The following is a 26866-nucleotide window of genomic DNA, read 5'->3' as shown; positions in this document are numbered from 1 at the left end:
TGGGCCGGGCCAGCAAAGTGAGGGGATGAGCTCTGCAGACCAACCCGAACCGCAGGGCACCGAGTCGCTCCCGCGGGCGTTCGACGTGGCCCTGGATGGGTTCGCCCGCTATCTGAAGGCGGAGCGCGCGCGCTCGGAACACACCATCCGCGCCTACGTGACCGACGTCCGGCACCTGCTCGGATACGCAGCGGAAACCGGCGCCAGGGAGCTGCCCGAGATCACCCTCGGGACCCTGCGGTCCTGGCTGGGCGCGATGAACGGAGCCGGCATGGCCAGATCCACGCTGGCGCGGCGCACAGCCACCGCCCGCACCTTCATGGGCTGGGCGCTGCGGGAGGAGCTCGTCCGCACCGACCCGTCGCTCAGACTGAGGGCGCCCAAACGCAACAGCTCGCTGCCCACCGTGCTGCGCCCGGCCCAGGTCGACGAGCTGTTCCGGACGCTCGCCGAGGAAGCGGCGGAGGGGGCGCCGATGCCGCTGCGGGACCGGGCGATGATCGAGCTGCTCTATGCCACTGGCGTCCGCGTCAGCGAGCTCGCTGGCCTGGACATCGACGAAGTGGACAACGAACGCCGGACCATCCGCGTGCTCGGCAAGGGCAACAAGGAGCGCACCGTCCCGTTCGGCCTGCCGGCCGCCGTCGCCATGGACGACTGGCTGCGCCGCGGCCGCCCCAAGCTCGCCATCGCGGAAAGCGGTCCGGCCTTGTTCCTGGGCCAACGCGGCAGGCGGGTGGACCCGCGCCAGGTGCGTTCGGTCGCCGCGAGGCTCTTCGGCCTGCTGGGCGACACCTCGGCCACCGGGCCGCACGCCCTCCGGCACAGCGCCGCCACCCACCTGTTGGATGGGGGAGCGGACCTGCGGGCCGTCCAGGAGATCCTGGGCCACAGCACTTTGGCGACCACCCAGCTCTACACCCACGTCTCCGTGGACCGGCTGCGCCGCAGCTACCAGCAGGCGCACCCGCGGGCCTGATCGCGAAAACGGCAGCGGCGGGCCGGACCAGCCATCCACCCGGAACGCGGCATGCGAGGGCCCCGAAGCGCCCTGTACTGGCGCAATCGGCGACACGCCATAACACATTGGTAGTTACACTGGCGCAATTCCTTGCCGTACGGCACAATGAGGAACGAAGCGTCGGAAACAGCAGTACTGACAAGTTCCATCCGTTGACAGGCTGAAGGTCGTTGGGGAAGACGTACCTACAGCAAATGGAGGATGGGATGTCTGTTGTGATGACGCGTGGAGTGCTGTTTGTGCATTCAGCACCTTCGGCACTGTGCCCTCATATCGAGTGGGCCGTCGGATCCGTCGTGGACAAGCGAACGGATCTTGAGTGGACCCCTCAACCGGCCGCGCCCGGAATGTACCGGGCTGAGTTGTCGTGGGTCGGGGCGCAGGGGACCGGCGCCATGCTGGCTTCCGCCCTGCGCGGCTGGGCCCACCTGCGCTATGAAGTCGCCGAAGAGCCGAGCGCCGGTGTGGACGGCGGCCGCTGGTCGCACACGCCCGAACTCGGCATTTTCCACGCGATGACTGACGTCCACGGAAATATCATGGTGAGCGAGGACCGCATCCGCTACGCCTACGAAGCCGGGGCCGGCGATCCAGCAACGGTCTATCACGAACTGTCCCTCGCCCTGGGCGAGGCCTGGGACGAAGAGCTCGAGCCCTTCCGCCACGCCGCCGAAGGCGCACCGGTGCGCTGGCTGCACCAGGTCGGCTAAAGCCCCGCAACGTCCCCGCAACACCGCATCCTCCATCACGCAAGAAGGGAGGGCGACCGGAATAAAACCGGCCGCCCTCCCTTTCGTGCTGCCCGGAGGCAAGCACATGGTGAACGGTGAACTGCTAGACGTTGCGGAACACGACGACGGCGTTGTGGCCGCCGAACCCGAAGGAGTTGTTCAATGCGACGATGTCGCCCTGCGGCAGGTCGCGGGCGGAGGTGACCACGTCCAGCGGGATCTCCGGATCCTGGTTTTCCAGGTTGATCGTGGCCGGAGCGCGGCGTTCGTAGACAGCCATCACCGTCATGACGGATTCGACGGCGCCGGATGCACCGAGCAGGTGTCCGGTCTGCGACTTCGTCGCGGAGACGGCCACGTTGTCCACGTGGTCTCCGAGCGCCGCCTTCAACGCGGTGTATTCCGGCTTGTCGCCCACCGGGGTGGAGGTCGCGTGGGCGTTCACGTGCACCACGTCCGTAGCCTGTGCCCGGGCATCGAACAGCGCGGCCTTCAGCGCACGGGTGGCGCCAAGACCTTCGGGATCCGGGGCGGTGATGTGGTACGCATCGGCGGTGACGCCGGAGCCGGCAAGTTCGGCATAGATGCGGGCACCGCGGGCCAGGGCGTGTTCCTCGGCCTCGAGCACCAGCGCACCGGCGCCTTCCCCCATCACGAAGCCGTCCCGGTCCAGGTCGTACGGACGCGAGGCACGCTCGGGGTCGTCGTTGCGCCTGGACAGGGCCTGCATCGCGCTGAACGCCGCGATGGGCATGGGGTGGATCGCGGCCTCGGCGCCGCCGGTCATGACCACGTCGGCCTTGCCGGCGCGGATCAGGTCGATGCCCAAGGCCATGGCTTCGGTGCCGGAAGCGCAGGCGGAGACCGGGGTGTGGGCGCCGGCGCGGGCACCCAGGTCCATGCTCACGGCCGCGGCTGGACCGTTCGGCATCAGCATCGGTACGGTCATCGGCAGCACCCGCCGCGGCCCGCGGTCGCGCAGGGTGTCCCACGCGTCCAGCAGCGTCCACACGCCGCCGATACCGGTGGCGAAAGCTACGGCCAGGCGGTCGTGGTCCACCTCTTCGATGCCGGAGTCTTTCCAGGCCTCACGGGCCGCCACCACCGCGAACTGCGTGGAGGGGTCCATCCGCTTGGCTTCGACCCGGGTCAGTACTTCGTCCGGGCGGTTGCTGGCCTGGGCGGCGAACGTCACCGGCAGCTCGTACTGGGCCACCCAATCATCTTCGAGGGTACGGGCCCCGGAAACGCCCTTGAGGGCATTCCGCCACATCGTGGGGACGTCGCCGCCGATCGGGGTGGTGGCGCCGAGGCCGGTGATGACTACTTTGCGTGCCATTGATTCATTCTCTCAATAGTGATTGGGCAATAAATCCAGTGCGGCGGCCGGACCGGGGGTCACCCGCCGGCCGCCGATCCCGGGAGGCCCGGGCGACGCGGAACTAAGCCTGGGCGTTGACGATGAAGTTGACGGCGTCACCGACGGTCTTGAGGTTCTTGACCTCTTCGTCCGGGATGCGCACGCCGAACTTCTCCTCGGCGTTGACCACGATGGTCATCATCGAGATGGAATCAATGTCCAGGTCATCGGTGAAGGACTTGTCCAGCTCGACAGCCTCCGGGGCCAGACCGGTCTCTTCGTTGACGATCTCGGCCAGACCGGCCAGGATTTCTTCGTTGCTAGCCATGGTGGCTCCTTTTCTTGTGCTGCCGGACGGTGTCCGGACGGGGTGTCAAACCGCGGTCTGCGGCCTGGTTCTGGTTGGAATGTGGGGGAGGCCCGACTACCGCAAGGCAGTCTACGGCAGGACGATGACCTGCGCGCCGAACACCAGTCCGGCGCCGAAGCCGATCTGCAGGGCGAATCCGCCGGAGAGCGCGGGGTTCTCCTGCAGCAGCCGGTGCGTGGCCAGGGGGATGGACGCCGCCGAGGTGTTGCCGGCTTCGGCGATGTCCCGGGCCACGACCACGCTCTCGGGCAGCTTCAGCTGCTTGACCATCTCGTCGATGATGCGCATGTTCGCCTGGTGCGGCACGAACGCGGCGAGGTCTTCCGGCTGCAGCCCGGCCGCCTCCAGCGCCTGCTTGGCTACCTTGGCCATCTCCCAAACCGCCCAGCGGAATACGGACGGACCGTCCTGGCGCAGCGTCGGCCAGAGCTTGCTGTCTTTCTCGTCGAACGTGTCCGAGACGGCCGACAGCGAGCCGGCGGCCTCCGCTGCCAGCGAGAGCTCGCGGACGTCGTTGAGGGAGTGGGTCATGCTGATGGTGTCCCACTTGCTGCCGTCGGAGCCCCAGACCGGCTTGCTGATGCCCGGCGTATCGGACGGGCCCACGATGACCGCGCCGGCGCCGTCGCCCAGCAGGAAGGACATGGTCCGCTCGGTGTTGTCGATGACGTCGGAGAGCTTTTCCGCCCCGACCACCAGTACGTAGTCGGCGGTGCCCGAGCGCACCAGGGCGTCGGCCTGGGCGATGCCGTAGCAGTAGCCGGCACAGGCAGCGGAAATGTCGAAGGCGGGAGCCGGGGTGGCGCCTATCCGATCGGCCAGGGCGGCGGCGGCCGACGGCGTGGCGTACGGATGGGAGACGGTGGAGACTAGGACGGCCCCGAGCTGGTCGCCGGTGATGCCTGCCTGTGCCATCGCTTCCTTGGCGGCGCCTTCGGCCATGTCCAGCACGGACGTCTTGGCGTCCGCCCGGTGGCGGGTGATGATCCCGGTCCGCTGGCGGATCCATTCGTCGGAGGAATCGATCCACTGGCAGACATCGTCGTTGGTGACGATGACGTCGGGACGGTACGCTCCGATGCCGAGGATGCGCGTGAAGTCGCGTAGCGGGGTCTGCTGGATGACGGGTGTGCTCACTGCTCGGATTCTCCAGACGTGCTGTTCATGACGGGGGTCTGTTCGGTGTGCTCGGCGATGAAGGCCCGGGCTGCTTCCAGGTCTTCCGGCGACTTCAAGGCCATGGTCGCCACGCCCTTCATGCCGCGTTTGGCCAGCCCGGCCAGGGTGCCGGCCGGCGGCAGTTCCAGCAGCCCGGTGACACCGACGGACACCAGCTTCTCCATGCACTTGTCCCAGCGCACCGGACGCGAAACCTGGGCGATCAGGCTGTCGAGGTTCTCATCGCCGCCGAAGACGGGTTCGCCGTCGTAGTTGGAGAGCAGGGTCAGCGCCGGCAGGGCCGGCTTCAACTGGGGACGCAGGGTCTCCAGGGCGCTGACCGCGGGAGCCATGTGTTCGGTGTGGAAGGCTCCGGCGACCTTCAGCGGGATCACCCGCGCCTTGGCCGGCGGATTCGCGGCGAACGCCTGCAGCTGCTCGAGCGTGCCGGCGGCCACCGTCTGGCCGCCGCCGTTGGCGTTGGCCGCGGTGAGTCCGGCCGCTTCGATCGCGGCGAGCACTTCGTCCGGGTCGCCGCCGAGCACGGCACTCATGCCGGTCGGGGTCTGCGCGGCGGCGCGCGCCATGGCGTTGGCCCGCTCGCGCACGAAGTTCATCGCATCGTTCTCGGTCAGCGCGCCGGCAATGGCGGACGCCGTAATCTCACCCACCGAGTGGCCGGCGACGACGGTGGACAGGTCGAGGGGCTCATCGGCGGTCAGGGCGCGGGCGGCCAGCAGGCCAGCGGCCACGATCAGCGGCTGGGCGACGGCGGTGTCCTTGATGGTCTCCTCATCCGACACGGTGCCGTGCGTGAGAAGGTCCAGCTGGGCGATGTCGCTGAGCAGTCCGAGGTGTTCGGGCACACCGGGGACCTCGAGCCAGGGATTGAGGAATCCGGGCGTTTGGGAACCCTGGCCCGGGCAGACGATTGCAAGCACGTATTCAAGCTTTCCAAAGAGGAGTCGGTTTCCACGGTGTTTCGGCACACGAAGCTCGCCGAACCGCTTTGTAGGAAGTCTACAAGGTGGCGCAACTACTGCCGAGCCGGCGCGCGGTCCTTCGGGCTCCGCGCGGGAGCCACCAGGCGGCCGACGCCGAGGGCGGTCTGGAGCACGAAGGCCTCCCGCGGCAGCAGCGGATCCCAGCCGGTCACGTCGCACACCCGGCGCAGCCGGTAGCGCACCGTGTTGGCGTGGACGAACAGTTCCCGGGCCGTGGCTTCCAGCGAATGACCCAGGGACAGGTAGCTGGAAAGCGTTTCGACCAGCCCGTTGCCGGCATTGAGCAGCGGCACATAGATGTACTTGTAGAGGTCGCGGCGCGCGGCGTCGTCGCCGGACATCACCCGTTCGGGCCACAGGTCGTTGGCGGCCACGGGCCGCGGCGCGGCCGGCCAGGCCCTGGCCGCGTTGAGCCCGGCGAAGGCGGCCTGGGCCGAGGTGCTGGCATCCACCAGCGAGCGGGCTTCGGGGCCGTAGACCACCGGCCCGGGCCCGAAGAGCTCGGCCAGCCGCACGAAGGCGGTGTCCTGGTCCGATAGGCCGCCCAGCACCAGGATCAGCCGTTCGCCCTGGATGCCCACCAGCGTGTCCGCGGCGTAGCGGGAACTGGCGCGGCGCAGCTCGGTCACGAAGCTGGGGCCCGGTTCACCGGGGGAGCCGCCCACCATCACCGTGATGGGGCCGGTGGTCTTCCAGCCGACCGCGGCGATCCGGGAACGCAGCGCGTCGGAGCTTTCGCCGCGCAGGATCGCGTCGACGACGAGCGCCTCTAGCCGGGTGTCCCACGAGCCACGGGTCTCGGCGGCGCGGGCGTACACGTCCGCGGCGGCGAAGGCGACCTCGCGCGAATAGCGCAGCACCGCTTCGCGCAGCTGGGCCTCGTCGCCTTCGCCGGCAAGGTCCGGCACTTCGTCTTCCACGGCTTCGACCACCACGCGGATCAGCTGCAGTGCGCGTTGCAGGCTGATGGAACGGGTCAACTCGGTGGGGGCGGTGCCGAAGACATCGTTCATCACCCAGGCCGGGGACGTGGGGCGTTCATACCACGTCACAAAGGACGCGATGCCCTTCTGCGCCACCAGGCCAAGCGCGGAGCGTTCGTCCGGCCGCAAGCCGCGGTACCAGGGCAGGTCCGAATCCAGCCGCTTCAGGGTCACTGTCGCCAGCGCGCCGATCTTGGTCCGCAGCCGTTCCAACGTTGCCGGGTTGCCGGTGGCCGCCCGGTCGCCCTTCCGCCCGGCGCCGGGGCGGCCCCCGCCGGCGGCTGATGTCGACGGCGGCGCCTGCCGTGCCGTGGTTTTCTTGGCGGCCGTCGTGCCCGGTGGGGCAGCCGTCTTGGCGGGTTCGGTCCGGGCGTGGGGCATGCAACGAGCATACGCACTTGCCCGGGCAAGCTCCATTCCGTCTTTTGTGTGGTTCCTACTAAAACAGGCGGCGGACCGGCCGGAAAAGGCCAGGTCCGCCGCCTGTCTGGTGGCGCGGTTGCCGCGGTTAGGAGTCGCCGCCGGCGTTGCCCGAGGTGCCCGCGTTGACGTCCATCAGGCGGTACTTCTCGAACGCATCCCGGGGCACATTCTGGTCGATCTCGCCGCGGCGGGCCAGCATCTGCAGGGCCCGGACCACGATTGAGTGGCTGTCGATCTTGAAGAAGCGCCGGGCCGCGGCCCGGGTGTCGGAGAACCCGAAGCCGTCGGCGCCCAGGGTCGCGAACTCGTTGGGCAGGTACTGCCGGATCTGGTCCGGCACGGCGGCCATGTAGTCGCTGACCGCCACGATCGGGCCGGTCGCGCCTTCGAGCTGCTGGGCCACAAAGGGCTTGCGCGGCTCGGAGCCGGGGTTCAGGAACGCCTCCTCCTCGGCGGCCAGGCCGTCGCGGCGCAGCTCGTTCCAGCTGGTCACCGACCAGACATCGGCGGAGACGCCCCAGTCATCGGCCAGCAGCTGCTGGGCTTCCAGCGCCCAGGGCACGGCCACGCCGGAGGCCAGCAGCTGGGTGCGCGGCCCGTCGACCTTGGCCGGAGCCAGCAGGTAGATGCCCTTCACCAGGCCCTCGACGTCCAGTTCCTCCGGTTCGGCGGGCTGGACGATCGGCTCGTTGTACACGGTCAGGTAGTACATCACGTTGGGATCCGGATGGTTGCCGCCGTACATGCGGTCCAGGCCGGCGCGGATGATGTGCCCGATCTCGTACCCGTAGGCCGGGTCGTAGGTGACGACTGCCGGGTTGGTGGAAGCCAGGACCGGGGAGTGTCCGTCCGCGTGCTGCAGGCCCTCGCCGGTCAGGGTGGTCCGTCCCGCGGTCGCGCCGATCACGAAGCCGCGGGCCATCTGGTCGGCGGCGGCCCAGAAGAAGTCGCCGGTGCGCTGGAAGCCGAACATCGAGTAGAAGATGTAGATCGGCACCAACGGCTCGCCATGGGTGGCGTAGGAGGTGCCGACGGCGGTGAAGGCGGCGGTGGAGCCGGACTCGTTGATGCCAGTGTGCAGGATCTGCCCCTGCGGGGACTCCTTGTACGCCAGGACCAGGTCGCGGTCCACGGAGAGGTAGTTCTGGCCCTTGGGGTTGTAGATCTTCGCCGTCGGGAAGAACGAGTCCATGCCGAAGGTCCGCGCCTCGTCCGGAATGATCGGGACCACGCGGGCGCCGAATTCCTTGTCCCGCATCAGGTCCTTCAGCAGGCGCACGAACGCCATGGTGGTGGCCGCCTGCTGTTTCCCGGAGCCGCGCTTGGCGACCTCGTAGGCCTTGTCCTCGGGCAGGTGGAGCTGCTGGTGCGCGGTCCGGCGTTCAGGCACGGCGCCGCCGAGCGCTGCCCGGCGCTCCATCATGTACTTGATTTCCGGAGTGTCCGGTCCCGGCCTGTAGTACGGCGGCCGGTACGGATCGGCTTCGAGCTGCTCGTCCGAGATCGGGATGCGCAGGTGGTCGCGGAAGTCCTTCAGGTCCTGCAGGGTCAGCTTCTTCATCTGGTGGGTCGCGTTGCGGCCCTCGAAGTGCGTGCCCAGACCGTAGCCCTTGACCGTCTGGGCGAGGACCACCGTGGGCTTGCCCTTGAATTCGGTCGCGGCGCGGTAGGCGGCGTAGACCTTGTGGTAGTCGTGGCCGCCGCGCTTGAGGTTCCAGATCTGCTCGTCGGTCATGTCCGCGACCATTTCCTTGGTCTGCGGGGTCTTGCCGAAGAAGTGCTCGCGGACGAACCCGCCGGATTCGGCCTTGTAGGTCTGGTAGTCGCCGTCGAGGGTGGAGTTCATGATGTCCACCAGCGCGCCGTCCTGGTCCTTGGCGAGCAGTTCGTCCCACTCACGGCCCCAGGTCACCTTGATGACATGCCAGCCGGCGCCGCGGAAGAAGGCCTCGAGCTCCTGCATGATCTTGCCGTTGCCGCGCACTGGGCCGTCGAGGCGCTGCAGGTTGCAGTTGATCACGAAGGTGAGGTTGTCCAGCTTCTCGTTGGCTGCCAACTGCAGGAAGCCGCGCGACTCCGGTTCGTCCATCTCGCCGTCGCCCAGGAACGCCCAGACATGCTGGTCGGAGGTGTCCTTGATCCCGCGGTTCTGCAGGTAGCGGTTCAGCTGCGCCTGGTAGATGGCGTTGGCCGGGCCGATGCCCATGGAAACGGTCGGGAATTCCCAGAACTCGGGCATGGAGCGCGGGTGCGGGTAGGAGGGCAGGGCGTGGCCTTCGCGGGACTTCTCCTGCCGGAAACCGTCCAGGTCCTCCTCGGTCAGCCGGCCTTCGAGGAAGGCGCGCGCATACATGCCGGGGGAGGCGTGGCCCTGGAAGAAGACCTGGTCGCCGCCGCCGGGGTGGTCCTTGCCGCGGAAGAAATGGTTGAAGCCCACTTCATAGAGAGTTGCTGCGCCGGCGTACGTGGAGATGTGTCCGCCCACGCCGATGTCCGGGCGCTGGGCCCGGTGCACCAACATGGCGGCGTTCCAGCGCATCCATGCGCGGTAGCGGCGCTCGATCTCCTCGTCGCCCGGGAACTCCGGCTCCTGGTCGACCGGAATGGTGTTCACGTAGTCCGTGGTGGTCACCATCGGCACGCCGACGCTCTGCGCACCCGCACGCTGCAGGATGGAGCGGACAATAAACTGGGCCCGTTCGGTGCCCTGGCTCTCCACCAGACCGTCGAAGGACTCAATCCATTCGGCGGTTTCTTCGGGATCGCGATCCGACAGCTGGCTTGTCAGCCCGCTCAGGATGTGCGAGGTATCTTCTCCTGCGCTCACGTCCAACCTCTCATACGTGCAGATTGTGTCTGCGCCTTACGTGGCATAGCGACCCGGCGCATGGTCCGGCCGGGAGATATTCTTCAGTGCCACTCTAACTGTTCAGGGCATTACAACGCAGCCGGAGCCGCCCGTGCCAGTTGTTACGACGACGGCGGAGGCCGCGCCGCCGTCACCCCGGGAAGCCCCACCGCCGTCGTTCCCGGCAGGCGCACGCCGTCGTCCCTTAAGAAGAGGCGTAAGAGGCGGCGCGGCGCGGCAAAAAACCGCAGCGTCTTGCGGGTGGCTTGAAGCGACGGCGATTAGGGTGTTGGCTTGTAACTAGCAACACGCCCATCCTCATCGGTGGGGCGAATCAAATACGTTCCATACAGGAGGAGCACAGTGGGCGAGGCCGAAGCCGCCGCGGTAGAGAATGTGGCAGGCAATTTGGGTTTCAAAGACGGGGACCTGATCCAGGAATTCGGCTATGACGAGGACGTGGACTTCGATCTGCGTGACGACATCGAGGACCTCACCGGCTCCGAACTGCTTACCGAGGACGACCACGACGTGGTGGACGCGGTGATCCTGTGGTGGCGCGACGGCGACGGCGACCTGGTGGACGCGCTGGTCGACACGCAGACAACCCTCGGGCCGGGCGGAGTGGTCTGGGTGCTGACGCCGAAGTCCGGCCGGGACGGCTACGTGCCGCCGGCCGACGTCCAGGAAGCGGCGCCGACTGCCGGCCTGCACGTGACCACGTCCGCCGGAGTATCCGGCGATTGGGCTGCCACCCGACTGGTCAGCAAGCGGACCAACAAGTGACCGCGGACGCACCCCGGACAGGGCTGCCCGCACCCGATTTCGAGCTGGCCAACCAGTTCGGCGAACCCATCCGGCTCTCCGCCCTGCGCGGTGAGAACGTCGTGCTGGTGTTCTACCCGTTCGCGTTCTCCGGCATCTGCACCGGCGAGCTGTGCGAGCTGCGCGACGACCTGGGCCTTTTCCGCAGCGAGAACGCCCGCGTCCTGGCCGTCTCGGTTGACCATAAGTTCGCCCTGCGGGCGTTCGCGGAGCAGGAGGGCTACGAGTTCGACCTGCTGGCCGACTTCTGGCCGCACGGCGACGTCGCCAAGGCCTACGGCGTGTTCGACGACGACTCCGGCATGGCGCTGCGCGGCACCTTCATCATCGACGCCGAGGGGACCCTGCGGCACGTGATCCGCAATCCGCGCAGCCAGGCTCGCGACATCCAGGAATACCACCGCGTGCTGAAAGAGCTCTAACCAGCCATGGAGTTGCTGCGGCCGGCGCTCGAGATCCTGGCTGGACGCCGTCTGGCCGTGTTGACCGGCGCGGGCCTCAGCACCGATTCCGGCATCCCGGACTACCGTGGCCCCACCTCCATTCCGCGCACTCCGATGACGTACCAGCAGTTCGTGGGCGACGAGGACCTGCGCCGCCGCTACTGGGCGCGCAACCACATCGGCTGGCGGCACATGCACCACGCCGCGCCCAATCCCGGCCACTACGCGCTGGCAGCGATGGAGGAGAACGGCCTGCTCAGCGGCCTGATCACGCAAAACGTGGACCGGCTGCATGAGGACGCCGGCAGCGTGAACGTCATCGACCTGCATGGGCGTTTCGACCGGGTGATTTGCCTGAACTGCGGGGATGTGACCAGCCGCTCCTCGCTGGCGGTGCGGCTCGAGGAACTCAACCCCGCCTACGCCGCCACCGGAGATGCCGGCGACGTCGCTCCCGACGCCGACGCCGAGGTCGCCGACACCACCCGCTTCGTCGTGGCCGACTGCCTGGTCTGCGGCGGCATGCTCAAGCCGGACTTCGTCTACTTCGGCGAGAATGTCCCCAAGGACCGGGTGGCGGCGGCCTACGCCATGGTGGACGACGGCGAGGCGCTGCTGGTCGCCGGGTCCTCGCTGAGCGTGATGAGCGGCCTGCGGTTCGTCCGGCACGCCTCCAAACAGGGCAAACCCGTGGTGATCATCAACCGAGGCGCCACCCGTGGCGACGCATTGGCCGACCTGAAGCTGGAAACGGGCGTCTCCGAAGCTCTCGGCCACCTGGCGGCGGAGTTGCCGGGCCGCCTCCCTAAGCTGGCCTGAGACGCGGCCAAAGGGACTGCAGTGTGCCCTTCCGGGCGCCGACCGTTCCGACTGAGGGGAGTCTCAGGTTACAGGTTGCATCGTGTTTATCCGCACGCCAATTTGGTTGGCGTTCACGCCGGGTTATCCGGTAGAGTAAATCCTCGTGATGTTGCGGCGGATAACGCTCCGCGGTCCCGCTTTCGACATTACAACGGGTCTTTAGCTCAGCTGGTAGAGCGCCACGTTTACACCGTGGATGTCATCGGTTCGATCCCGGTAGGACCCACGGGCCAACCCCGCTCTGTCAGGCAATTCGTCTGAAAGCGCGGGGTATTTTCGTTCCCAGGCCACCCCGGATGCGCCGACCCGCAGCCTCCGATTCCTGAGCGAATCTTGGGATTTAGCAGGGGACTGCCGGTGTAACGTGGGGCTCCCGGTGACCGCTGCATGGGGGCAGTCAGAGCCGGATGGATGAGGTAAACGGCCCCGCCCGCTGTTGGGGGATGGGCGGGGCTGTTCCTCAGAACCATGGGATGCCCGATGAAGTATCCGTCCGCGTGCAGCACCCGCCGGCGTCGGACCCCGTTCCCGCGACTCCAGGCGAGACCAAATAGGCGTGTTTTCCACGCGCGCCCCGCATTAGGCAGGTTGTCCTGTCCCGCTTCCATGAGGTCTCCCCGGCATAGCCGGAAAGAACCGCCAGCCAGCGGTCGGTCGCGCAGATCCTCGTACCCGGAGTTGCTGTTGCAGGCGGTTCACAGCTCCAAAAGGGAAAGGCACTGTCCCGTGAGGGACAGTGCCTTTCGGGGCAGCCGTTAGATGGGGGATCAACGGAACTGCCAGGGGATAGGCGGTGCAGCAACCAGGAGATGGGGGCTCCCGGGCGTTCAATGCCACCGCCAAGCCACAGTTTGCCATGACCCGTGGGCATTTCTCAACCACCATGATTGATCTGTTAAACGTGTCTCTCATTATCAGCTAATCCGGACCAAAATGCGGCGCACAGCCCTACCATCCACGCCCCTTCGAACGGTGCTGTCGGGCCCCAATTGCGCCGATCTTATGCCAAGACAAAGCAGCCGCTGCGTCATGCCATAACGGTTAAGCAACGGCGCTTGCATACTCTCCACAACCGGCCTCCGGTCTGCAACGCTGTACCGATCATGCTGGTTTGCGTTAGGGGCAACAATGGAGAAGTTCTGCCGGAGTGCAGGCCGCAGTTTCATCCCTGTGCGCACCGTCTCGGCGCAGCGTTGTGCCTGCTGCGGCACGCACCGCCGGCCGTGGTCGGCACAGGACGCTGGCTGGATGCCCCGGCGGGACCTGGATGAAATCGACCTGATCGCGGCAACGCCTAGTGTCTTGACTCCCCGCCCGGATCCCGGCGCGGACGCCACCCCCGGCGTGGGTTTTCCCGGCGAGGACGACGCGGACGATGACGCAATCGACGCCTGGCTGCGCTTCCGCCCCTCGGCTGCCGCCGGTGAATGAGTCATAGCTAACGTCCGCGCGCTTAGCCGGTGCCGCCGGTCGGGATTAGGCTTGATGAGGAACCTCGGCCCTCGGGCTGTACGCTGACGTCCCTGACCGCGGGGACCGCACACATGGAGACTCAATGAGCGCACACATCGGTGTGACAGGTCTGGCCGTCATGGGCGCCAACCTGGCACGGAACTTCGCCCGCAACGGCTACACGGTCGCCCTGCACAACCGCTCGGTGGAAAAGACGGACGCCCTGCTGTCCGCCCACGGCGACGAGGGGGATTTCATCCGCACCGAGTCGCTGCAGGAGTTGGTGGACAACCTGCAGAAGCCCCGCCGCGTGCTCATCATGGTCAAGGCCGGCAAGCCGGTCGATTCGGTCATCGAGCAACTGGTGCCGTTGCTGGAGGCGGGCGACATCGTCATCGATGCCGGCAACTCGCACTACGAGGACACCCGGCGCCGGGAGGCCGCCCTGGCGGAGAAGGGACTGCACTTCGTGGGCATCGGCGTCTCCGGCGGCGAGGAAGGCGCACTCCTGGGCCCGTCCATCATGCCCGGCGGCTCCCGCCAGTCCTACGACTCACTCGGCCCCATGCTGGAAAAGATCTCAGCCAAGTACGACGGCGAACCCTGCTGCAGCTGGGTGGGCACCGATGGCGCGGGCCACTTCGTAAAGATGGTGCACAACGGCATCGAATACGCGGACATGCAGGTAATCGGCGAGGCCTACGACCTGCTGCGCACCGGTGCCGGCCTGGAACCGCAGCAACAGGCCGAGATCTTCACCGCGTGGAACAAGACCGAACTGTCGTCCTTCCTCATCGAGATCACCGCCGAGGTGCTCGCCCACACCGACGCCAAGACCGGCAAGCCGTTCGTCGACGTCGTGGTGGACTCGGCCGGACAGAAGGGCACCGGCCGCTGGACCGTTGTCTCCGCGCTGGAACTGGGATCGCCGGTCTCCGGCATCGCCGAGTCCGTTTTCGCGCGCGGTCTTTCCTCGCAGCGCGGCCAGCGGGCGATCGCCCAGGACGTGCTGTCAGGGCACGAAGAGGACGTCAAGGTCCCGCAGAGCTTCGTCGAGGACGTCCGCCAGGCGCTCTTCGCCTCCAAGCTGGTCAGCTACGCGCAGGGCATCGACATGCTCGGTTCCGCAGCGGGCGAGTACGGCTGGGACCTGAAGCTGGACGAGATCGCCTCGCTATGGCGCGCCGGCTGCATCATCCGCGCAGAACTGCTGGACGACATCATGAAGGCCTACGCCGGCGACTCAAAGCCGGAAAACCTGCTCTTCGCCCCGGCCTTCGCCGAAGCGATCGGCGCGGCAGTCCCCGCCTGGCGCCGCGTGGTGGCCACCGCCGTCCAACTGGGCATCCCGGTACCGGTGTTCGCATCCTCGCTGGCCTACTACGACGGGCTGCGCCGCAAGCGCCTGCCCGCCGCCCTGACCCAGGGCCTGCGCGACCTCTTCGGCGCCCACACCTACGGCCGGACGGACGCCGAAGGCACCTTCCACACCCTGTGGAGCGGAGACAAGTCCGAGGTCTCCGCCGTCGACACGCACTGATCCGGACGGCGGACAGCCGCTTGAGGAATTCCCGGAGCCCCCAACCGATTTTTGAGGTTGGGGGCTCCGGCGGCTTATCCCGCTTTCGTTCGGGACTCAGGAGGCCCGGAGCGATTCGTCGGAGATCATGCCGCCGACTTCTGCACCTTCGAGTAGAAGAACTGGAGGAGGTCGGCCCCGAATTCGGCGCTGAACAGGGCGGCGGTCCAGCGGGTTGGTTTCGGAGCCAGTAGCAGGCCGAAGATGAAGCCGCTGGCCACCCATTGGCCCAGGCAGAACGGGCACGTGAGTAGTTCGCCGATGGCTTTCCGTGGCCCGGTGCCGCGTACGTCTTCGGCCAGTTCGGCTGCTCCGCTTTGCCCTTCGAAGGTAGTGAAGGGGGCCCGCAGCGGGCTGGTGACCGGGGCCTTGGTCAGCAGGCGGGAGAGCTTGTGCGTGGCAATGGCGATCAGCGCCAGGTCGCTCCACCGGGGTGCTTCCGGCAGGGTACGGCGGGAGCGGCGAACGGCGGCTGTCCCCAAGGCCAGTCCTGCGCCGTGGACGCCCATCAGCAACAGGAATGAGCCCAGCGGCCGGTGCTCTCCGTGGGTGTATTCATCCTTCTCGCGCCGCAGCAGGGCCCGTAATCTCTGAGCGTTTTCCTGATACATGTGTTGCTTGCCTTCCCGGGCTGGTGCCTGGGGCGAGTTTATCGATGCCCCGGGCCTCGCAACAGGGCGGGACGCTCGTGGAACCGCATAATCGACGGGCGAAATCCGCGTGGTTAAGCGGAAATCGGCCCCTCCTCGGATACTTGAGGAGGGGCCGATTTTTCAGGATTCCGTCCTGCTATCGCTTTGAAGCGCGGTAGCCGGCAGCAATGGCTGCGCCCTGGCTAGCGAAGCACTCTTCCGGATTCGTGCGGTTGTAGAATGCCCCGCCCGGCACGTGATAGATCCCAGAGCTGGCGTTGCCCTTGATCGGGTAGCCCGACGGGCAGTTCCAGCTGCCCGTTCCGGCAACACTGCTGGGCTTCGCGCCGGCCTTGATAGTCAGCCACTGGCCCTTCGTGGCAGTGCGCGTGTTGGTCGACGACGGCAACCGGTACTCAACGGTAGTGGTTACTTTGTACTTGCCGGCCCGCAAGGATACCGACTTCTTGTTCTTGGCTACGGTCTTACTGCCGGCTTTCACCGTCAGCGTCTTGGGCACGACTTTCACGCCCTTGGCAGACGAAACATTCGGCTTGATGCTCGCCGTGCCGTTATAAGGAGCCTTCTTGCCCGCAATGGTCTTCAGCGCCACTGCAGTGCGGACCACGAGCTTTTGTGTCTTCGACGTCGTCTTGAGCTTCGAGTAGACGCGCTGGCCGTCCACTTCTGTGTAAGTCTTGTACTTCACGGTTGTGGCCACCGAGTAGGTTCCGGCCTTGAGCTTCGCGCTCTTCTTGTTCTTGAGCACAGTCTTGTTGCTTTGCTTGACCGTGATGGTCTTGGCTGTAACGGCGACCCAGCCGGTGGCAGCAACTGTGGGCTTCACCGTGGCAGTGCCGTTGACCGGGGCAACCGGGCTGCCGATATTTTTGATCGCCACGCTCGTCTCGGGCGCAGGCGTCGAGACCGTCGCCTGAACGGCGGTACCAGTCACCGCTGTAACGGCCTGGACCGGAGCCGCGGTTGCGGCAGTGACGCAGCTTAGAAGGAGCGAGGCAGCGGCTGCGAACACAGCGGCGCCACGCACATAAGGTGCGAGTTTCAATTTCCCCAACTTTCCCGGACGGAGCCGGAACCAAAATGATTACAGGTTATCGTACGAGCAAAATGCTCAGGCATCGGCCAATATTGCCCAGCGTCGTCGCCCACCAGACGCTGTCCTGCAGCCGATTGCATGGGATCTGGACGCTCTGCGGCGGGGAGAAGGAGAGATGGGTTGTTGCAGAATCGCAACAACCCATCTCGAATGAGCCGTGTTTGAGGAATACCGTTCCTGAAGGGTTCTGGTTATGGATTCTTCATCACGGGGATAGTGATTGATATTTCTCTAGAATCCCTTGACGTACTCAACGGACCCGTCGTACGAATCCGTGATGCGCCAGACTCCGCCCTTGACTGCAGCGGCCGGGACATCGGCAAACACGACTCCGTAACCGATGGAGGATTCTACGTCTACTTCCGCGGGAAGCAGTGGCCCCATATCGAGGTAGGAATCTTCTACCGTGTACCCGGAGTCGTTGTAGATGTTCCCGTCGCCCCCGATGTATTCCACGACGATCCAGTCGGCGGGGTCCAAGATGGAATCGCTGCTGTTACCCAGGAGCAGTTCTACATAGAGGTCCACTTTTCCAGACTCTGTGTTGCTCGGGTATTGACGTGGTTCGAAGAACAGCACCGTCCAGTCAGGCAAGGTGAATATCTTGTCGATAGCGAAGGGGTCTTGCCTCGTTGATCGCACAAACAGCACCGTTTCAGCTGACGTGGCTTTCCCGGCTTTGTTCGTGACTACGACTCGGTAGGTATCCAGTTCGTTCTTCGACCGTGCGGTAAATGTGTAGTTCGCGCTTGTTGCTCCCAAAATCCTCTTCCAAGAGACCCTGCCGTCGGCTCCTTCGACCTCATGTTCCCATGCGTAGGACAGGGACCCACCCGTGGCTTGGCTCTTGATAGTGACGGATTTCCCCGTGGTGGTCTGAATTGAACGCGGGATCTTCACCGTCGGTTTGACGACGGTCGTGACCTTCACGCTGTTGGAAGTCGCTTTTCCGGCCTTGTTGCCCGCTATGGCCCGGTACTCATTTACTGACTGCCCGGAGGGAGCTGTGAAGGAGTGGGTTGACTTGGTGCCCGTGGAAATGTTCGCCCATTTAGATCCTGCCTTACGCTGCCACTGGTATGACATGGCTCCGCCGCTCGCTTTGACCGAAAGGGTTACCTTCGATTGGGCAGGAGTGGTCACATTCTTGGGCTGAGTCGTGATCCTAGGTGAGGTGACAACGGTGAGCGTGGCGCTCCTCGAAGTGATTGTCGAGCGAGAGTTGGAGACGAGGACGCGGTACTGTGCGCCATTAAGGCTAGTCGTGGCCTTGACCATGAGAGTGTGGGTTTTTGCAGAAGAGCCGGTGGCTTTGACCCAGTTATTGGACTTAGGTTTCTTGACCTGCCATTGATACCTGAGTTTGCTGCCGACGGCCTTGACTTTGAAGCTATGGGTTTTGCCGCTGGCCACGGTTGAGGACTTTGGAGAACCCGTGATCGTTGCCTTCGCGACTGCCGTGGAGACCGCTGTCGTTGAAGTGACGGTAACGGTGACTGGGTTCGCCTGAGCTGGAGCGAGTGCTATCGGTGCAGTGAATAAAAGAGCGGCCATTGAAACTGTAACGGCGCGCTGAAGTAGCCTTTTCAAGAATTTCCCCCAACAGGAATGAAAACAGAGCAGACGGAAGAGAAAGCTCCTCGTCAAGTTGAGGAGTTATCCGAATAATACCTAATCATTAGGCATAAGCAGTCAACGGCGTCATCGGGGCGCGAGAAACCTAGACAGATGGCGAGAGGCCCCTCTGCGCCATGCAGAGAGGCCTCTTAGGGGTGGTCGAGCAAACCGGCCGACCGCGACGAGTTCTACAGCAGTTCGGCTCGCAGTTCGGCCGCCGATTTGGGCGAGAGTAGTCCGGGTGGAACGTCGAAGACGGTCACGGCGCCGAACCGGCCCTGCTGGTGCAGGCGGTGCACGGCCCGGGCGTAGGCCACCAGGACGCTGGCCGTGAACTCCGGGTTGCTCTCCAGCGTGAGTCCGTATTCGATGACCTGAGCGTGTTCGGCGCTGGTGTTGCCGCTGCGGATGGTCATCCCGCCGTGCGGCATGGCGCTGTGGTCGCGGGCCAGTTCTTCGGCCGAGATGAAATGGACCTCGGTATCGTACTGGTCAAAGTAGTGCGGCATGGTCACGATGGCCTCGCGGACTGCGTCGGCGTCGGCGCCGTCGGCAAGCACGACGAAGCATTCACGGGTGTGCTTCTGCCGCGTCTCCAGTTGCGGACGGCTGCCGTCGCGCACCTGCTCGATGGCGGCTTCCGATGGGGAGGTGTACTGCACGCCGGCTGCGACACCGGGTACCCGGCGGACGGCGTCGGAGTGCCCCTGGCTCAGTCCGCGGCCCCAGAAGGTGTAGGTGTCGCCGTCGGGCAGGAGGGCTTCGCCATAAACCCGGTTGATGGAAAACATGCCGGGGTCCCACCCGGCGGAAATCAGCGCCGTCTTGCTGGAGGCACGCGCCGGCACGTTAACGGCGTCGAAGTATTCCGGGATGCGGGCGTGCGTGTCGAAACTGTCCACCGTGTTGAAGCGGGCCGCCATGACCGGTCCCTGCTGCGGGAGGTCCTCCTTGGAACCGCCGCACAGGATCAGCACGTCGATGCTGTCTTCGTGGGCGGGGAGCTCGTCCATGACAAACACGGCAGTCTCCTTGCGCAGGGTGGCAAGGTCTGAGGGGGACCGGCGGGTGAAGACCCCGGCCAGTTCCATGTCGGGGTTTTTGGCCACCGCGGCCTCCACGCCGCGGCCCAGGTTTCCGTAGCCGGCTATGCCGATGCGGATCGATTCGCCCACGGCTTGTCCTCTCGTCAGGTTCAACGTTTATCAGGCAGCAGTGGACGTTAGATCCACATCGCCGGGTCGATGTATTCGGCCGGGTCTACGGCGGGTTTGGTTTCGCGCTGTGGATCGCGGTGGCGGAAGGTGGCCGGGATGCCCGTGATGATCGATTCCGGCGGAGCGTCCTTGACCACAACGGCGTTGGCGCCCACGGCGCTGTCAGCACCGATGACCACGGGACCGAGCACTTTGGCGCCGGCACCGATGACCACCCGATCGCCGATGGTGGGGTGGCGCTTGACCTTGTCCAGCGAGCGGCCGCCGAGCGTGACGCCGTGGTAGAGCATCACGTCTTCGCCGATTTCGGCGGTCTCGCCGATCACCACGCCCATGCCGTGGTCAATGAAGAACCGGCGGCCGATGGTCGCGCCGGGATGGATCTCGATGCCGGTCAGGAAGCGTCCCGCCTGCGAGATCAGCCGGGCCGGCAGCCGCAGCGACGGGTTGGCCCACATCCTGTGTGTCAGCCGGTGGATCCAGATGGCGTGCAGCCCGGAGTAGGCCAGGAAATTCTCCACGCGGCCCCGGGCCGCCGGGTCGTGCGACCGGGCGGCCTCGAGGTCTTCACGCAGTCGCGCTAGGAAACCCATGTGCTCTTTCTGATCGGACATCGCCGCTCGGCGGCAAGGAAGCTGGTTAGCCGCGGATGTCGTCGTACAGGATCGTGGAAATGTAGCGCTCACCGAAGTCGGGCACCACGGCCACGATCAGCTTACCGGCGTTCTCCGGACGCTTCGCCACTTCCAGCGCCGCCCACACGGCCGCGCCCGAGGAGATGCCGCCGAGGATGCCTTCCTTGATGCCCAGATCGCGGGCAACGGCGACGGACGCCGACGTCGGCGCGTCCAGCACCTCGTCGTAAACGCTGGTGTTCAGTACCTCCGGCACGAAGTTGGCGCCCAGGCCCTGGATCTTGTGTGGGCCAGGATTGCCGCCGGTGAGGATGGGGGAGTCTTCCGGCTCGACGGCGATGATCTGGACGCCGGGCTTGCGCTCCTTCAGCAGGCCGCCGGCGCCGGTGATGGTGCCGCCGGTGCCGATGCCGGCCACCAGGATGTCGACCTGGCCGTCGGTGTCGGCCCAGATTTCCTCGCCGGTGGTGGTGCGGTGGATCAGCGGGTTGGCCTCATTGGCGAACTGCTGGGCCCAGATGGAGTTCTCGGTGTTGGCCACGATCTCCTTGGCCTTTTCGACCGCGCCGCGCATGCCCTCGGAACCGGGGGTCAGCACGATTTCGGCACCGAAGGCGCGCAGCATGACGCGCCGCTCGGTGGACATGGTCTCCGGCATGGTCAGGATCACCTTGTAGCCGCGGGCCGCACCGACCATGGCTAGCGCGATGCCGGTGTTGCCGGATGTGCCCTCCACGATGGTCCCGCCCGGCTTCAGCGCACCGGCCTTTTCGGCGGCGTCGACGATGGCCACGCCAATCCTGTCCTTGACCGAGTTGGCCGGATTGTAGAACTCCAGCTTCACGGCGATTTGGGCCTCCAGGCCCTCGGTGAGCCGGTTCAGGCGCACCAGCGGGGTGCGCCCCACAACCTGGGTGACGTCGTCGTAAATCGGAGCCATGTTTTCCTGCCTTCTGGCCGTTGGGCCGTTACAGATGGGAGTAACAAAACTTCTTCCACACTAGTCAGCGCGGCGAGCGGTGAGCTAAGCGGTGAGCCATTCGGCGTAATATTTTCGGGCCTTGGCCAGCTTGGGATTGATGATCACCTGGCAGTAGCCGGCGTCGGGATGCTTGGCGTAGAAGTTCTGGTGATAGTCCTCCGCCGGGTAGAACTCGGGCAGCCGCACAACCTCGGTCACGATGGGGTCCTGCCAGTCCGCCTGCGCGCGCTCGATGGCGGCTTCGAAAGTCTGCTTCTGTTCGTCGTCGACGTAGAACATCGACGAGCGGTACTGCGTCCCGACGTCGTAGCCCTGGCGGTTCAGGGTGGTGGGGTTGTGTGAGGCGAAGAACATTCCCAGGATGACGTCTTCGGGCACCACCGTTTCGTCGAACGTCACGGCGACCACCTCTGCGTGCCCGGTCGTTCCGGAGCAGACCGCCTCGTAGGAGGGATTCTTCAGGTGGCCGCCGGTGTAGCCGGAAACCACCTCCGTGACACCGCGCGTCCTGTTGTAGACCGCGTCCAGGCACCAAAAGCACCCACCGCCAAGCACAAAAGTCTTCATGGCTTAACAATGTCACGGACCCCTCGAATGTTCCCGGGCGGCGAACGTGGGCGGTGGCTGGTGGGCGGACCACCGCGGATGGGGTAGAAAAGGATTCATGGTCGACGACGAACAGCTCCGCACCGGGGATGCCGAAGCCCCCGAAGGCACCAAAGCCCCCGCGGGAACCGAAGGCGAAAAAACCCAAGTCCCCGCAGGAACCGAAGCCTCCGAGGGAACCGAAACCTCCGTGCAGGACGAAGCGCGGCCGAAGACGCCAGTCCTGGGCGATGTGCTGCTGGCCATCGAGGAGCTCTGGCCCGAATCGCTGGCCGAGCCATGGGACGCTGTGGGCCCCGTCGTCGGCAGGCCCTCGGCCGAAGTGCAGAAGATCATGTTCGCCGTGGACCCGACAACCGACGTGATCGCCGAGGCCATCGAGTGGGGTGCCGACCTGCTGCTCACGCACCACCCGCTGCTGCTGAAGCCGGTCAATTCGGTCGCAACCACCAGCTTCAAGGGAGACGCCGTGCACCGGCTGATCGAAAGCGGCTGCGCCTTGGTCACGGTTCACACCAACGCGGACAGCGCCGTCGGCGGCGTCTCGGACGTGCTGGCCGATGCGCTCGGGCTGCAGGACGTGCGGCCGCTGTCACCCGCGGACAACGGTTTGCCGGAAGAAGGCATCGGACGGGTGGGGGAGCTGGCCGAAGCCAAAACACTGGGCGAGTTCGCCGAACAGGTGTTCAGCATCCTGCCCGCCGTCGCCGGGGGAGTGAAGGTGGCCGGCGACCGCAACGGGATCATCCGCAGCGTGGCCGTGTGCGGCGGTGCAGGGGACTCGCTGTTCGACCAGGTCCGGGCCTCGCGGGCGGACGTTTATGTCACGGCCGACCTGCGCCACCACCCAGCGTCCGAAGCACGCGAAGGAGCCGTGGACGGCCGGCCATACCTCATCGACGTCTCGCATTTCGGCAGCGAATGGCTGTGGCTGACGCCCGCATCCGTGGCGCTGGACAATGTCCTGGCGGACCAGGGCTACACGGTGGAGGTCAAGGTCAGCGTCACCAACACCGATCCCTGGGATTTCGTCCTGACGCCGGGGTAGCAGCCCTCCGTCCGGACTGTAGGCTAGGACGAGGCTGAACCGCAGCGGTTCCGCAGCGTTTTGAAAGGACGTACATGGCGAAGGCACCGGCTTCCGAGCAACTGAGGCTGCTCGACCTGCAGGCACTGGACGGCAAGCTCACGCAACTGAGCCGCCGCGCTGCAGCCACCGCCAAGAACGCCGACATCGACGCGCTGGTGGAGAAGCTAGCCGCCGCCGACTCGTCGCTAGTCGCCCTCAACACGGAGATAGCGGACACCGAACGCGAACTGAAGCGCGCCGAAGGCGACGTCGAAACCGTCCAGTCGCGGATCGAACGCGACCAGAAACGCCTGGACGGCGGAGCGGGTTCGCCCAAGGACCTGACCGCGCTGCAGCACGAACTGGTGTCGCTGAATAAGCGCCGCAGCGACCTGGAAGACGTGGAGCTGGAAGTGATGGAGCGCCTCGAGGGGCTCCGCACCCGGCAGGCCGAACACCAGCAGGCCAACGACCAGCTGCGCGAAGAGCTGTCCGGCCTGGAGCGTGCCCGCGACGAAGAGCTCGCCGGCATCGAAAGCGACCGTGCCGCTGCCGCCGCGGAACGCCAGGAGGTGGCGGGCAGCTTCGAGGCGTCCCTGCTGGCCGTCTACGAAAAGACCCTTGCGCATCGGGGCATCGGCGCCGCCCGGCTGTTCCACGGCAAGTCGGAGGGCTCCGGCATGCAGCTCAGCCCCGGCGACCTGGCCGACATCCGCAAGGCCGCACCGGACGACATCGTCTTCTGCCCCGACTCCGGCTGCATCCTGATCCGCTCGGAGGAGTGGGGCAGCTAGCCACTGGCAACGCTCCACTCGTTCCAGAGGCCAGCTCCCACAGCATAGAGCGGTTCCGGCGGGGAAATCCTGAGGGTAAACGATGCGCAGGCCGGGACGTCCTTCGCAAGAAAGCTGACGGCGGTCCCGCACGACTCAGGGACGGTCGGGCACTTTTTGTTTAGGGTTGCATCACCCTATTGCAGGGCGCCGGATGGGGTGCTGAAGCGAGGACACGGTGCCTCCAGTACTGTCGCCAGCAGTGCCTTTGCCCCATGTCACCGATGGATCGCACGCGTTCGAGCAAACGCCCAATGTAGCGATCAGGGCGCTGCGGGTAAAGGCGTGGGCCGGGCTAGTCAGCGCACGATCAGGCGGGACAGCCTCCGCTTGATCTTCCGCCTGAGCGCCGGCGGCGCGAGGCGGACAATCCCGCTCCGGAACGACGCCGGTCCGGGTACGGTGTCGTGCATCGTGGCGGTGGTGCCGGCGGCGTCGGCGGCCCGGATCTGTACGGTTTTGCCGGCCGGGAGGGTGTAAAGCCCGCCGGCGCTGCTGAGGCTGACGGCGACTTCGTACGTTCCCGGCAGCAGCGCCGAGATGTCGACGCCGGTGCCCTTGGGGGTGCCGAAGTGGGCCCCGGAGTAATCGCTGAGCGCGTCGCCGAAGACGTCCGCGTTCCCGCGGAAGCCCCCTGCGGCCAGGGGGAAGGCGTGGGTGCCGGCGGGCCCGTGCAGCACCAGGTAGTAGCGGGCGGTTTCATTGTGGGGGATTTCCACACCACGCACGGCGTAGTCCCCGTCCAGATGCACCCTAGGCCCGCGCGCCCAGCTGGTGCGCAGCCGGAAGTACGCCTGTGCCGGGGCGGTACCGAGCACGGGCCGTACATCCAGCACGGCGCCGCCGGGCCGCGTCCGGAAGCGGTACAGCCGCCCGTCCAGTTGCGATTCGGCCGCCAGCGGTGTGCCCGAGGCCAGCGGCAGCTCCGCCTCACGGCCAGGGACCGCCAGCCGCAGCCACACCTCGTACGTCCCCGACGGCAGCCCACCCAGATCAATGCCCCGGTGCTTGCGCGAGGAAAACCTAGCCAGTCGGTAATCGCAATAGGCCTGTTGGAAGTAGCTGAAGGAGATGCCCGCATCCTCGTTCCCACCCAGGGCGAACTCGTGTCGGGAGTCTTCCCCCGCGAGCACCAGCGTGCTGGCCAGATCCGTCCACTGACCGGTGGCATGCCCGCGCAGGAACCCCACGCCCTCCGGAAAGAACACCGATCCGGCCAGCCGCGCGCCGCTGAAGTTGGCGACGACGTCGCCCGCCTCCCGCTGCCGCAACAGCAGGTCCGCGCGCAGCTGCGGTTCCAGCCGGTTCCCGTTGCGCACCGTGCCGTAGCGCGGCGGCGCGTTTTCTGCGAGTGCATAGAGCGTGGCCAAAATCAGCGGTACGTTATAGCGCGTCACATCCGTGTGCTCGTTCACCAGATCCGAATCTGTCTCGATGAAGTTGAAGTTCGCGTACTTGGCGAACAGCGGCAGCGCGGGCACAATCTGCGCCAGGTGGAACTGGTCCTGCGGGGAGCTGAGCACATAGATGTTCCTCTCCGTCTGTACATCGGCAGCCACCGCGTCGGGCAGCAGCCGGTCCAGCTTCTGCATCTCGGCCTGCCCGCCGCCGCCGGTCATGTGCGCGAAGATCTTTGGCCGGTTGGCGCGCGTATGGGTGCCGACGTACATCTGGGGGGCGCTCGCGAGGATATTGCCGAAGTCGTATTTGATTCCCAGATACAGCGCAGCAAACCCGCCCTTGGAAAAACCCGCCAGCGTGCATTCATTCCGGCTCAGCCCCAGCCGCTCCAGCTCTGCATCGATCAACGCGACCACTGCCTGCTCAATGGAAAAGTCCATGTTCCGGCACAGGTAGTATGCGTGCTGCCCATCGAACTTGTCCTTGATCCACAGCCAGTGTGCCTGACTGTCCTGTGAGGCCCGGCCGTCAAACTCGTAGCTGTCGAGCGCACCCACCCCGGCGAACATGACAATCAGGTGGCGCCGGTCCAGCTTCGCCGCGCGCCGCTTGTACTGGACCAGCACGCCGCCGTGGACAAAATCTAGTTCCCGTTCGGACATGCGACCCCAACGCCTCCATCAATGCTTCACGTTCTCGGACTGACCGAATCTACGTGGCCTGGGTGAACGTGGGGCAAACTATCGGCGACACCGGCATCGAACCCCGGCGGTGGGGCCAGTACTTCAGGGCCGGGCCGGGTCCGCATTCCTAGGCGGCCAGAGTGATATTCAGCGCGTGCGCCTTGCGGGCCGTGCCTTCGACAAGTTCAGCCTCCCAGACTTCCTGTGCTGCCTTCAACAGTGCAGCCGGCGTCGCGGGCGCCTTGCCGCGCCTGGTCACCAAGTGGCGGGCGAGTTCGCCACGGGTGTGCTTGGCGAAGTGCGAGACCACGGTGCGTTTGCCGTTCCGCTCTTGGAAAACGTTGACCACTACCGTCCGGGCAGGGTCAGGAGTCCAAGCGGCGGCGTAGGTGCTTGAGCGGCAGTCCACCACCAGGTGGCCCTCCACATGGGTGTCCAGCGCCTGGGGGAGCCGCTTCTTCCAATAGGAGGCAAGCTTCCCGGTTTCCGGCAAGCCCACGGACATGGACAGCCGGTAGGCCGGGATGTTGTCTGCAAAACCGATCGCGCCCCACAGCGCTGAGATGACGACGACGGCGGTGTCCGCCTTGTGCTTCTGTGCCGCGGTCATGGATTGGTAGCCGAGGGCGTCGTAGAGCACACCGGAGTAGACAGTGTGCGCCGGGGCGGAGGGTTCGTCGTGCAACCGGGTGTTGCGTTCCACCTCGGCGGCCAACGAGGCTCCGACGCCCAGACGGGCGAGAGCCTCCGGGCTCCGGCTGACGCGGGCCAGAGCGGTCAGCACTTCCTCGCGGGCCGGGTTCAGCTCCGGAAACTGCAGTTCCTGCAGGTCGAACGGGTGTCCCTTGACGGCAGCGGTCTTCCCTTCGGAAGGCGGAACAAGAATCAGCACCGTAAGAGCCTACCGTCGGGCGTCGCGGCCGAACGAAAGGCGCCCCGCCGCCGTCGTCCCTGAAGGGAAGCGGCAGAAGCGGGGAGATTACGGGTGACGGGGGAGCAGGCCGTATCCTGAAGGC

24 protein-coding genes and 1 tRNA gene are annotated in these 26866 nt (G+C 66.0%); 10 read left to right on the top strand and 15 right to left on the bottom strand.

The features are described 5' to 3' along the window. Positions 1-25 precede the first annotated feature (25 nt). Positions 26-979, top strand: a complete 954-nt coding sequence (locus tag AC5RVS_RS13105; RefSeq protein ID WP_494108461.1) for a tyrosine recombinase XerC — start codon at positions 26-28, stop codon at positions 977-979. 248 nt (positions 980-1227) lie between these two features. Next, positions 1228-1731 (top strand): DUF3145 domain-containing protein, encoded by a 504-nt coding sequence (locus tag AC5RVS_RS13100; RefSeq protein WP_494108460.1) that lies wholly within the window; start codon positions 1228-1230, stop codon positions 1729-1731. 124 nt (positions 1732-1855) lie between these two features. Here the strand turns inward: AC5RVS_RS13100 and fabF are convergent, their stop codons facing one another. The 6 genes from fabF to aceE form a co-directional block, all read right to left on the bottom strand. Next, a complete protein-coding gene (fabF, locus tag AC5RVS_RS13095) occupies positions 1856-3091 on the bottom strand; it encodes a beta-ketoacyl-ACP synthase II (protein WP_493986972.1) in 1236 nt (411 codons plus the stop codon). 103 nt (positions 3092-3194) lie between these two features. Further along, the gene (locus AC5RVS_RS13090; RefSeq protein ID WP_136786952.1) at positions 3195-3440 is read right to left on the bottom strand and encodes an acyl carrier protein; all 246 of its coding nucleotides are present in this window, start codon (positions 3438-3440) and stop codon (positions 3195-3197) included. Positions 3441-3551: 111 nt separating this feature from the next. Next, positions 3552-4619, bottom strand: a complete 1068-nt coding sequence (locus AC5RVS_RS13085) for a beta-ketoacyl-ACP synthase III (RefSeq protein WP_493986973.1) — start codon at positions 4617-4619, stop codon at positions 3552-3554. After that, complete coding sequence (locus AC5RVS_RS13080) at positions 4616-5581, bottom strand: ACP S-malonyltransferase (RefSeq protein WP_494108459.1); 966 nt, start codon at positions 5579-5581, stop codon at positions 4616-4618. Before AC5RVS_RS13080 ends, AC5RVS_RS13085 begins: the two co-directional genes overlap by 4 nt. Positions 5582-5676: 95 nt before the next feature. After that, entirely contained in the window at positions 5677-7008 is a 1332-nt protein-coding gene (locus tag AC5RVS_RS13075; RefSeq protein ID WP_494108458.1) for a PucR family transcriptional regulator, read from the bottom strand. Positions 7009-7135: 127 nt separating this feature from the next. Continuing rightward, positions 7136-9877 carry a pyruvate dehydrogenase (acetyl-transferring), homodimeric type gene (gene aceE / locus AC5RVS_RS13070; RefSeq protein WP_493986976.1) on the bottom strand — a complete coding sequence of 914 codons (2742 nt, stop codon included), beginning with the start codon at positions 9875-9877 and terminating at the stop codon, positions 7136-7138. Between the two features lie 384 nt (positions 9878-10261). Here aceE and AC5RVS_RS13065 point away from each other — a divergent pair, with 384 nt between their 5' ends. The 6 genes from AC5RVS_RS13065 to gnd all read left to right on the top strand — a co-directional run bounded on the left by AC5RVS_RS13065 (position 10262) and on the right by gnd (position 15019). Next, complete coding sequence (locus AC5RVS_RS13065) at positions 10262-10684, top strand: DUF3052 domain-containing protein (protein ID WP_493986977.1); 423 nt, start codon at positions 10262-10264, stop codon at positions 10682-10684. Next, positions 10681-11145 carry a peroxiredoxin gene (locus AC5RVS_RS13060; protein ID WP_494108457.1) on the top strand — a complete coding sequence of 155 codons (465 nt, stop codon included), beginning with the start codon at positions 10681-10683 and terminating at the stop codon, positions 11143-11145. The genes AC5RVS_RS13065 and AC5RVS_RS13060 overlap by 4 nt, the downstream gene beginning before the upstream one ends. A gap of 6 nt (positions 11146-11151) precedes the next feature. Further along, positions 11152-11985 (top strand): NAD-dependent protein deacetylase, encoded by an 834-nt coding sequence (locus tag AC5RVS_RS13055; RefSeq protein WP_494108456.1) that lies wholly within the window; start codon positions 11152-11154, stop codon positions 11983-11985. Positions 11986-12180: 195 nt separating this feature from the next. Further along, positions 12181-12253, top strand: a tRNA-Val gene (locus AC5RVS_RS13050). 1022 nt (positions 12254-13275) lie between these two features. Further along, positions 13276-13458, top strand: a complete 183-nt coding sequence (locus AC5RVS_RS13045; RefSeq protein ID WP_494108455.1) for a hypothetical protein — start codon at positions 13276-13278, stop codon at positions 13456-13458. A 124-nt stretch (positions 13459-13582) separates the two neighbouring features. Continuing rightward, positions 13583-15019, top strand: a complete 1437-nt coding sequence (gene gnd, locus AC5RVS_RS13040) for an NADP-dependent phosphogluconate dehydrogenase (RefSeq protein WP_494108454.1) — start codon at positions 13583-13585, stop codon at positions 15017-15019. Between the two features lie 125 nt (positions 15020-15144). Here the strand turns inward: gnd and AC5RVS_RS13035 are convergent, their stop codons facing one another. From AC5RVS_RS13035 to msrA, 7 genes are all read right to left on the bottom strand, one after another. Next, a complete protein-coding gene (locus AC5RVS_RS13035) occupies positions 15145-15669 on the bottom strand; it encodes a DUF1360 domain-containing protein (RefSeq protein ID WP_494108453.1) in 525 nt (174 codons plus the stop codon). A gap of 178 nt (positions 15670-15847) precedes the next feature. Next, positions 15848-16756 carry a sunset domain-containing protein gene (locus AC5RVS_RS13030; RefSeq protein WP_494108452.1) on the bottom strand — a complete coding sequence of 303 codons (909 nt, stop codon included), beginning with the start codon at positions 16754-16756 and terminating at the stop codon, positions 15848-15850. Between the two features lie 282 nt (positions 16757-17038). Next, positions 17039-18361 (bottom strand): hypothetical protein, encoded by a 1323-nt coding sequence (locus tag AC5RVS_RS13025; RefSeq protein ID WP_494108451.1) that lies wholly within the window; start codon positions 18359-18361, stop codon positions 17039-17041. A gap of 251 nt (positions 18362-18612) precedes the next feature. Next, the gene (locus tag AC5RVS_RS13020; RefSeq protein WP_494108450.1) at positions 18613-19599 is read right to left on the bottom strand and encodes a diaminopimelate dehydrogenase; all 987 of its coding nucleotides are present in this window, start codon (positions 19597-19599) and stop codon (positions 18613-18615) included. A 47-nt stretch (positions 19600-19646) separates the two neighbouring features. Beyond that, a complete protein-coding gene (gene epsC / locus AC5RVS_RS13015; RefSeq protein ID WP_493986990.1) occupies positions 19647-20234 on the bottom strand; it encodes a serine O-acetyltransferase EpsC in 588 nt (195 codons plus the stop codon). 46 nt (positions 20235-20280) lie between these two features. Beyond that, positions 20281-21216 carry a cysteine synthase A gene (cysK, locus tag AC5RVS_RS13010; protein ID WP_493986991.1) on the bottom strand — a complete coding sequence of 312 codons (936 nt, stop codon included), beginning with the start codon at positions 21214-21216 and terminating at the stop codon, positions 20281-20283. An 84-nt stretch (positions 21217-21300) separates the two neighbouring features. Further along, positions 21301-21825, bottom strand: a complete 525-nt coding sequence (gene msrA, locus AC5RVS_RS13005) for a peptide-methionine (S)-S-oxide reductase MsrA (protein ID WP_493986992.1) — start codon at positions 21823-21825, stop codon at positions 21301-21303. 97 nt (positions 21826-21922) lie between these two features. On the opposite strand from msrA, the gene AC5RVS_RS13000 reads away from it, so the two are divergent. Both AC5RVS_RS13000 and AC5RVS_RS12995 read left to right on the top strand, forming a co-directional pair. Further along, positions 21923-22912: a Nif3-like dinuclear metal center hexameric protein gene (locus AC5RVS_RS13000; RefSeq protein ID WP_493986993.1), complete on the top strand. Its 990-nt coding sequence runs from the start codon at positions 21923-21925 to the stop codon at positions 22910-22912. 74 nt (positions 22913-22986) lie between these two features. Then, the gene (locus AC5RVS_RS12995) at positions 22987-23727 is read left to right on the top strand and encodes a zinc ribbon domain-containing protein (protein ID WP_494108449.1); all 741 of its coding nucleotides are present in this window, start codon (positions 22987-22989) and stop codon (positions 23725-23727) included. 338 nt (positions 23728-24065) lie between these two features. On the opposite strand, the gene AC5RVS_RS12990 is transcribed toward AC5RVS_RS12995, so the two are convergent. Both AC5RVS_RS12990 and AC5RVS_RS12985 read right to left on the bottom strand, forming a co-directional pair. Beyond that, entirely contained in the window at positions 24066-25829 is a 1764-nt protein-coding gene (locus AC5RVS_RS12990; RefSeq protein WP_494108448.1) for a hypothetical protein, read from the bottom strand. A 148-nt stretch (positions 25830-25977) separates the two neighbouring features. Next, a complete protein-coding gene (locus tag AC5RVS_RS12985) occupies positions 25978-26742 on the bottom strand; it encodes a YaaA family protein (RefSeq protein ID WP_494108447.1) in 765 nt (254 codons plus the stop codon). Between the last annotated feature and the right edge of the window lie 124 nt (positions 26743-26866).

It is taken from the genome of Arthrobacter sp. Y3221048 (assembly GCF_059092685.1).
This window is presented reverse-complemented; position numbering and strand designations above follow the sequence as displayed.

Excerpts from the sequence above, each read along its gene's own strand:
- AC5RVS_RS13105 (WP_494108461.1), top strand. The coding sequence starts at position 26 with ATGAGCTCTGCAGACCAACCCGAACCGCAGGGCACCGAGTCGCTCCCG.
- AC5RVS_RS13100 (WP_494108460.1), top strand. The coding sequence starts at position 1,228 with ATGTCTGTTGTGATGACGCGTGGAGTGCTGTTTGTGCATTCAGCACCT.
- fabF (WP_493986972.1), bottom strand. The coding sequence starts at position 3,091 with ATGGCACGCAAAGTAGTCATCACCGGCCTCGGCGCCACCACCCCGATC.
- AC5RVS_RS13090 (WP_136786952.1), bottom strand. The coding sequence starts at position 3,440 with ATGGCTAGCAACGAAGAAATCCTGGCCGGTCTGGCCGAGATCGTCAAC.
- AC5RVS_RS13075 (WP_494108458.1), bottom strand. The coding sequence starts at position 7,008 with ATGCCCCACGCCCGGACCGAACCCGCCAAGACGGCTGCCCCACCGGGC.
- AC5RVS_RS13055 (WP_494108456.1), top strand. The coding sequence starts at position 11,152 with ATGGAGTTGCTGCGGCCGGCGCTCGAGATCCTGGCTGGACGCCGTCTG.
- AC5RVS_RS13045 (WP_494108455.1), top strand. The coding sequence starts at position 13,276 with ATGCCCCGGCGGGACCTGGATGAAATCGACCTGATCGCGGCAACGCCT.
- gnd (WP_494108454.1), top strand. The coding sequence starts at position 13,583 with ATGAGCGCACACATCGGTGTGACAGGTCTGGCCGTCATGGGCGCCAAC.
- AC5RVS_RS13035 (WP_494108453.1), bottom strand. The coding sequence starts at position 15,669 with ATGTATCAGGAAAACGCTCAGAGATTACGGGCCCTGCTGCGGCGCGAG.
- AC5RVS_RS13025 (WP_494108451.1), bottom strand. The coding sequence starts at position 18,361 with ATGGCCGCTCTTTTATTCACTGCACCGATAGCACTCGCTCCAGCTCAG.
- epsC (WP_493986990.1), bottom strand. The coding sequence starts at position 20,234 with ATGGGTTTCCTAGCGCGACTGCGTGAAGACCTCGAGGCCGCCCGGTCG.
- cysK (WP_493986991.1), bottom strand. The coding sequence starts at position 21,216 with ATGGCTCCGATTTACGACGACGTCACCCAGGTTGTGGGGCGCACCCCG.
- msrA (WP_493986992.1), bottom strand. The coding sequence starts at position 21,825 with ATGAAGACTTTTGTGCTTGGCGGTGGGTGCTTTTGGTGCCTGGACGCG.
- AC5RVS_RS13000 (WP_493986993.1), top strand. The coding sequence starts at position 21,923 with ATGGTCGACGACGAACAGCTCCGCACCGGGGATGCCGAAGCCCCCGAA.
- AC5RVS_RS12995 (WP_494108449.1), top strand. The coding sequence starts at position 22,987 with ATGGCGAAGGCACCGGCTTCCGAGCAACTGAGGCTGCTCGACCTGCAG.
- AC5RVS_RS12990 (WP_494108448.1), bottom strand. The coding sequence starts at position 25,829 with ATGTCCGAACGGGAACTAGATTTTGTCCACGGCGGCGTGCTGGTCCAG.